Origin of the sequence: Luteithermobacter gelatinilyticus, from assembly GCF_005849285.1 — a bacterium.
Taxonomy (GTDB): Bacteria; Pseudomonadota; Alphaproteobacteria; order Sphingomonadales; family Emcibacteraceae; genus Luteithermobacter; species Luteithermobacter gelatinilyticus.
In genome coordinates, this window is the sequence record NZ_CP040517.1 from 180,740 (window position 1) to 187,500 (window position 6,761).

At 57.6% G+C, this 6,761-nt stretch carries 5 protein-coding genes (1 of these 5 cut by a window edge); 4 read left to right on the plus strand and 1 reads right to left on the minus strand.

Going from position 1 to position 6,761, the window contains the following annotated elements:
• Nucleotide 1 precedes the first annotated feature (1 nt).
• The 4 genes from prmC (at nucleotide 2) to clpB (ending at nucleotide 5,148) form a co-directional block, all read left to right on the plus strand.
• Nucleotides 2–751, plus strand: coding sequence for a peptide chain release factor N(5)-glutamine methyltransferase (gene prmC / locus FE788_RS00855; RefSeq protein WP_210414066.1), 750 nt, complete (start codon nucleotides 2–4; stop codon nucleotides 749–751).
• A complete protein-coding gene (locus FE788_RS14315) occupies nucleotides 733–858 on the plus strand; it encodes a hypothetical protein (protein ID WP_281277172.1) in 126 nt (41 codons plus the stop codon). Before prmC ends, FE788_RS14315 begins: the two co-directional genes overlap by 19 nt.
• Before the next feature lie 216 nt (nucleotides 859–1,074).
• Nucleotides 1,075–2,019, plus strand: coding sequence for a DUF4167 domain-containing protein (locus FE788_RS00860; protein ID WP_138378870.1), 945 nt, complete (start codon nucleotides 1,075–1,077; stop codon nucleotides 2,017–2,019).
• Nucleotides 2,020–2,568: 549 nt separating this feature from the next.
• On the plus strand, nucleotides 2,569–5,148 hold the full coding sequence (gene clpB, locus FE788_RS00865) for an ATP-dependent chaperone ClpB (protein ID WP_138378871.1): 2,580 nt from the start codon (nucleotides 2,569–2,571) through the stop codon (nucleotides 5,146–5,148).
• 545 nt (nucleotides 5,149–5,693) lie between these two features.
• Here the strand turns inward: clpB and FE788_RS00870 are convergent.
• Nucleotides 5,694–6,761 carry the 3' portion of a M23 family metallopeptidase gene (locus FE788_RS00870; protein WP_210414067.1) on the minus strand. 498 nt of this gene lie beyond the right edge of the window, so the window shows 1,068 of its 1,566 coding nt (coding positions 499–1,566); its start codon lies off the right edge, out of view; the stop codon is at nucleotides 5,694–5,696.

Sequence of the window (6,761 nt, forward strand, 5' to 3'; positions counted from 1 at the left end):
CATGACTGACACCGTTCAAACATGCCTTCAGCGCGGCCGGCGGCGGTTGATGGGGGCGGGTCTCGAAAACGCCGAGTTGGAGGCGCGGGCGCTGCTGGCCCATGTTGTGGGCCTCAAACCCCTGGATCTGTATCTTATGCCGGAACGCCCCCTCAGCGCTGCGCAGAGTCAGCTGTTTGAGGCCATGATTGTCCGCCGTTTGAACCGGGAACCCGTTTCCCAGATCTTGGGGGAAAAGGAATTCTGGGGGCTGACCTTTCGGGTGACCCGCGATGTCCTGACCCCGCGCCCCGACAGTGAAACCCTGATCGAGGCCATACTCGGGGAAATTGGGGCCCGACGAACGGAAGCACTGCGGGTTTTGGATTTGGGAACCGGCAGCGGCTGTCTGCTGCTGAGCCTTTTGCACGAATTGCCGTCCGCCAGGGGGCTCGGGGTGGATATTTCCGCCGCCGCACTCAACGTGGCACAAGATAATGCCCAGCGTCTTGGGCTTGACGGTCGGGCCCGGTTCCAACACAGTGACTGGATGGCGGACATTGCGCCGGAGGAACGTTTTGACATTATTGTTGCCAACCCACCCTATATCGGGCTTGAGGAAAAAGACAGCCTCGATCCCGAAGTAAGAGACTATGAACCGGAACGGGCCTTATTTTCCGGCCCGCAGGGGCTTGATGATTACAGGCGGTTTTTGGGGGACATTCCTGGTCGTCTGGCCCCCGGGGGGTTGGCGTGGTTGAAATTGGGGTGAGACAGGCGGCGGCGGTGATGGCGCTGGCGCAACAAGCGGGGGCCCGGGAGCGGCGTCTTTTTCGGGATCTGGGGGGCCGGGATCGCTGCATCATGATGAAATTCTGAAAAAAATGCAAAAAGCCCCTTGGCTTTTGCGTCCGTGCGGAGTAGGTTAGGGCATCGCCTGAAGGTTATGACCTCCGGCGGCGGAAAATCCGGGGTTGGGAAGTACCGGAATATAAATCCCCACTTCAGAAAATCAATCAGGCTGTCTTACAGGACAGCAGAGATTTGTGACGGGCCAAGGTATAAAACCGGCCCCTAAAGCGTATTGTCATTTACATGAAACAAAATTCTAATTCCCGTCGTTCTCGCCAGAACAACAAGGCGAACGGCACGCAAAACAGAAATAAGAACAACGGCAAGAACCGCCAGAACAAGAACCAGCAGCATGGGGCCCATGCTGCCAATCGTCAGGTGGACAGTCACGGTCCCGCCGGGAAAGTGCGCGGAACCGCCAAGCAACTCTATGAAAAATACAAAACCCTGGCGCGGGAGCATCAAAGCACCGATAGCTTTTTGGCGGAAGCCTTTTACCAGCATGCCGATCATTATTACCGGATTTATGCGGAATATGCGGCTGCCGAAGCGGCGGCCGAGGCGGCCCGGGAAAAGGAACGGCAGCGCCGGGCTGAAGAAGCGGCGGAACATCAGGCTACACTGGCCTCGATGGCTAATGTGGAAAGCGGTGCTTCCGGAGCCGTTCAGGGAAATGGTCAAAATAGTGGTCAAAATAACGGCTTGACCACAATGGAGGTGAATGGCGCAACGGTGGAGGCGTCTGCGCCTACTGAGTCGAAACCGGTTCGCAAAGGCCGGAAAACATCCACGAGAAACAAAAATACGCCTTTTGCCCAGACGCCGTCACCAGAAGCATTGATGCTGGATCTGGAGGGGCGGGAGAAACCGCAAAAGGCCCCACGGGCAGAAGAAGATGCGGCGGCCGACGATATTTCCAGCTCCTCTGCTGGAGCCTCTGCCGGGCCCACCGCGCCGACCGGACCCGAAACCGAAACCAAAGCCCAGAACAACGAGACGCCGCCGGTTCAGGAAGTGAAAAAACGTCGCGGGCGTCCGCCCAAGGCCAAAACCGCCCCGGAAGCGGCGACGGAAACATCCGATGCAACGCCACAACTGACCACTGAAGATGCGGCCAAACCCAAACGAACGGTGCGTCGGTCCCGCAAGAAAACCGAGGCGTCTGAGGAACAAGCGATCTCGGAATAACCCGGAACGGGATTGTGTTAGAGTAAATTGTCAATAGGTTAGCTCAATTCACTCTAGCTTCCCTATCATTCACCCTGTATGAATATGACGGCAGGCCGGTTTGTCAAAAGGACAGATCGGCCTGCCTTGTCAAAGGCAGATTGTGATGAGAGGGGTCCGTCATGGCGAGGCGCGCCAGCAACGAAGCACTCCATCAGTTCTTGCGGGGTTTGGCTGGGCCGTGCTGCCAGTATGGCCTGCGCCAAATTCCTGGCTCCTGGACCAGATCTGACCGGCAGAATGATGGGGCAACCTCTTCACAACTCACTCTAGATTGACTTCAGTCATTGGGGCGGCGTTCTATCCTTTGATAGGATACCGGTAAACATGGCGAATCTCGATGGGCCCCCGAGAACGATGTGACACTCTCCGGGTATTAAGGATCAGATCGCCCTAAAATTAAAGCAGAATATTTACCAAAAAATTATCAAAATTTATCCGGCCCCTCTTGTGTTGCAAAAAAGCAACATCATATGTGGAATATGTCATGAAAAAGGAGTTTACGGGATCATGGATTTCGAAAAATATACAGACCGAGCGCGCGGATTTATCCAGTCCGCCCAGAATCTGGCTTTGAGAGAGGGGCATCAACGATTTACCCCTGAACATATTCTGAAAGTTCTTCTGGAAGACCGGGAAGGACTTTGCGCCAACCTGATGACGGCGGCCGGCGCCGATCCGAAAGCGGCGCTTGGGGCAGTGGAGCAGGCTGTGGCAGCGTTTCCCAAGGTGGAAGGTTCGGGTGCGGGGCAGCTTTATCTGGACCCGGCAACGGCACGACTGTTTGAGAGTGCGCAGGAAGTGGCGAAAAAGGCCGGTGACGACTATGTCACGGTCGAAAGGCTGCTGCTGGCCTTGACGCTGGCTTCGGGTACCAAGGCGGCGGAGATTCTGAAACAAGCGGGACTTACGCCGCAAAAACTCAATGCCGCCATTAACGAGATTCGCAAGGGCCGCACCGCCTCCAGCCCCAGCGCCGAAGAAGGGTATGACGCGCTTAGGAAATATGCGCAGGACCTCACGGAAGCGGCCCGCAAGGGCAAACTGGATCCGGTGATCGGCCGGGATGAGGAAATCCGCCGCACCATTCAGGTGCTTTCCCGACGGACCAAAAACAACCCCGTCCTGATCGGCGAGCCGGGCGTGGGCAAGACCGCCATTGTGGAAGGGCTGGCACTCAGGATCGCCAATGGGGACGTGCCAGACAGTTTAAGCCAGAAGCGCATCATGGCGCTGGACATGGGGGCTTTGGTGGCCGGGGCGAAATATCGCGGTGAATTTGAGGAACGGCTCAAGGCGGTATTGCAGGAAGTGCAGGCGGCCGAAGGGGAAATTGTGTTGTTTATTGACGAGATGCACACCCTGGTGGGCGCCGGCGCATCCGAAGGGTCGATGGATGCGTCCAACCTCCTGAAACCGGCCCTGGCACGGGGCGAGCTGCACTGTATCGGTGCCACCACGCTCAATGAGTATCGCAAATATGTGGAAAAGGATGCGGCGCTGGAGCGGCGGTTCCAGCCGGTCATGGTCGGCGAACCCACGGTGGAGGACACCATTTCCATCCTGCGCGGACTGAAGGAGAAATACGAACTCCATCATGGTATTCGTATTACTGACAGCGCCATCGTGGCGGCCGCCACCCTCTCTAACCGTTATATCAATGACCGGTTCCTGCCGGACAAGGCCATTGACCTGGTGGATGAGGCCGCCTCCAAAATCAAGATGGAGGTGGACAGCAAACCTGCTGAGCTGGACGAACTGGACCGGCGCATCATCCAGCTGAAAATCGAACGCGAGGCGCTCAAGAAAGAAAAGGATGACGCCTCCCGCGAACGACTCGCCAAGCTGGAAAAAGAGCTTGGGGAACTGGAGCAGCAGTCTGCGGAACTGACCGCCCAGTGGCAGCGGGAAAAAGACCGCCTGGCCGGCGACCAGCAGCTTAAAGAACAGCTGGATCAGGCCCGCATCGAACTGGAGCGGGCCCAGCGGCAAGGTGACCTCGCCCGGGCCGGGGAGCTGCAATATGGCACCATCCCGGAACTGGAAAAACGTCTCAAGGAAGCTGAAACGGCGGGTGAGGCGAAGAATCACCTTCTGAAAGAGGAGGTGAGCGAGGAAGACATTGCTGCAGTGGTCAGCCGCTGGACCGGTATCCCGGTGGACAAGATGCTCGAAAGCGAGCGGGAAAAACTGGTGAAAATGGAAGAGTGGCTCGGTCAGCGTGTGGTCGGTCAGGAAGAAGCGGTGAAAGCCGTGTCCGCCGCCGTGCGCCGGGCGCGGGCGGGGCTTCAGGACGAGGCCCGGCCGATTGGCTCGTTCCTGTTCCTGGGGCCCACCGGGGTGGGCAAGACCGAACTCACCAAGGCGCTGGCCGAATTCCTGTTTGATGATGATCAGGCCATGGTGCGCATCGACATGTCCGAATTTATGGAAAAGCATGCGGTCGCCCGGCTGATCGGGGCGCCCCCGGGTTATGTGGGTTATGAAGAAGGCGGGGTGTTGACCGAAGCGGTGCGCCGCCGCCCCTATCAGGTGATTCTGTTTGATGAGGTGGAAAAGGCCCATCCCGATGTGTTCAACGTGCTCTTGCAGGTGCTGGACGACGGCCGCCTTACGGACGGACAGGGCCGCACGGTGGATTTCAAGAACACCCTGATTATTCTGACCTCCAACCTTGGCAGCCATATCCTGGCCGAGCAGCCCGAAGGCACCGATATGGAAACGGTGCGGGCCCAGGTGATGGAGGTGGTGCGCGGGGCGTTCCGGCCGGAATTCCTCAACCGCCTGGATGAAATCATCCTGTTCCACAGGCTCAGTCGTGAACATATGAAGGGCATTGTGGAGATCCAGCTGAAACGGCTCCTGAAGCGGCTTGAGGATCGCAAGATCACACTGGAGCTGGATGTAAGCGCCAAGGACTGGCTCGCGCACGCGGGGTATGACCCGGTCTACGGGGCGCGGCCCCTGAAACGGGTGATCCAGCGTAACTTGCAGGATGAGCTGGCCAACAGGATCCTCGACGGCACCATTCGTGACGGTGCAGTGGTGAAAGTCACCGCCGGCGCGCACGGCCTCGAGTTCAAGGTGTAAGAGGAGAGCTTACAGTCTCAAGTGAAGTTTGATGAAGTGAAATTGTCAATGTCGCCGGCCCTATATTTTTGGGGCCGGCGCGACTGTTTACGGCGCGATGGCGGTTGGTCCCTCCGCCGTCCTTGCTTTTTTCCTTCGCTATTGCCGCTTCTCTTCCGTCCTTGCTGCCCCTTCCTTCGTCATTGCCGCGCAGGCGGCAATCCAGCTCATAAATAAAATGTTCCGCCGGTTTTTGGGAGGGGCTTTTTTAATGAACACTGGGCTCCCGTCTGTGCGGGGGCGACGGAAGGGGATTTCGGGAGGTTGTGATGACATTGTGCTCTTTGTGTCATGGCGAACAATAACGAAGCCATCCATGCTGCTGTCCCGTCACACCCGTTGACGCGGGTTCACGATGACGTTCCCCAACGCCGTCATCGTGAGCGTAGCGACGCGATCGACAGCCCCCCTGTCATCTACCGTTCCCCGTCACCTGATGGGGCTGGGAGGGCATCTTTAGAGTGAATTGAACCACCCTATTCACAATTCACTCTGACATATCGCGCCTATTCCGTGGCCTGGTGACGGGCGGTTTCAGCGGTTTGCTTGGGCGGCATGGTCTCGGCCCGGGCCAGCAGGATATGGGTTTTCTGGAACAGCAGCTCCTGGTTGATGTCGGCCATGGCGGTCTGGAACGCTTGCAGGTCCTGCCCTTTCAGTTTCTTGCCGGTGGGGATCTTCAGCGCCAGCGGATTGACCTGTCGGCCGTCTTTCAGCACCTCGTAATGCAGATGCGGGCCCGTCACCCGGCCAGTGGCGCCCACATACCCGATGATCTGGCCTTGCTTGACCCGGCGGCCCTCCTTGATTCCCTTGCCATAGCGGCTGAGATGGGCATAGGCGGTTTTATACCCGTTTAAATGACGGATGCGCACATAATTGCCGTAACTGCCATAGCGGCGGGATTTTTCAATCACTCCGTCACCGGCGGCCATTATTGGGGTGCCGGTGGGGGCGCCGAAATCCAGGCCCTTGTGCATGCGGGTATATCCGAGCACCGGATGTTTGCGTTTGCCATAACGGCTGGTGAGTCGCGCGCCTTCAATCGGGGTTTTCATCAGCGCCTTGCGCGCGCTTTGCCCGGTTTCATGATAATAATCGGCGGTCTTTTCGCCGGGCGCCTGGTAACGATACAGGGTGATGGGTTTGCCGCTCAGGGTGAGTCGGGCATAAAGAATGTCGCCTTCCTGAACCCGGCGGCCGTCTTCGCTGAGTTTGCGTTCATAAAGAATTTCGAACGAATCACCCCGGCGAATTTCACGCTGAAAGTCCACGTCGAAGCTGAAAATGCGAATCAGCTCTACAATGACCGCTGTGGGCAGACCCTGTTTTTGCCCGGCCATGAACAGACTGTCTTCGATCATGCCTTGCGCATGACGGGTGATGGTAAGACTGGGACGTTTTTCCAGTTCGCCCTTATAGCCATCCGTCCGGCGATCGACTCGCACCAGATGGTCAAAATCCTTTTCCAGTTCAAGGCGCACAAGGCTGCCCTGGTCATCAAAACCCGCGGTAACGGTCTGGCCAATTTGCAGATGACGCAGATTATAATACTGGCCCAGTTCCTCAATGGC

Bases quoted from the DNA above. Each gene is read 5' to 3' on its own strand.
- clpB (WP_138378871.1), top strand. From the start codon at position 2,569: ATGGATTTCGAAAAATATACAGACCGAGCGCGCGGATTTATCCAGTCC.
- FE788_RS00860 (WP_138378870.1), top strand. From the start codon at position 1,075: ATGAAACAAAATTCTAATTCCCGTCGTTCTCGCCAGAACAACAAGGCG.
- prmC (WP_210414066.1), top strand. From the start codon at position 2: ATGACTGACACCGTTCAAACATGCCTTCAGCGCGGCCGGCGGCGGTTG.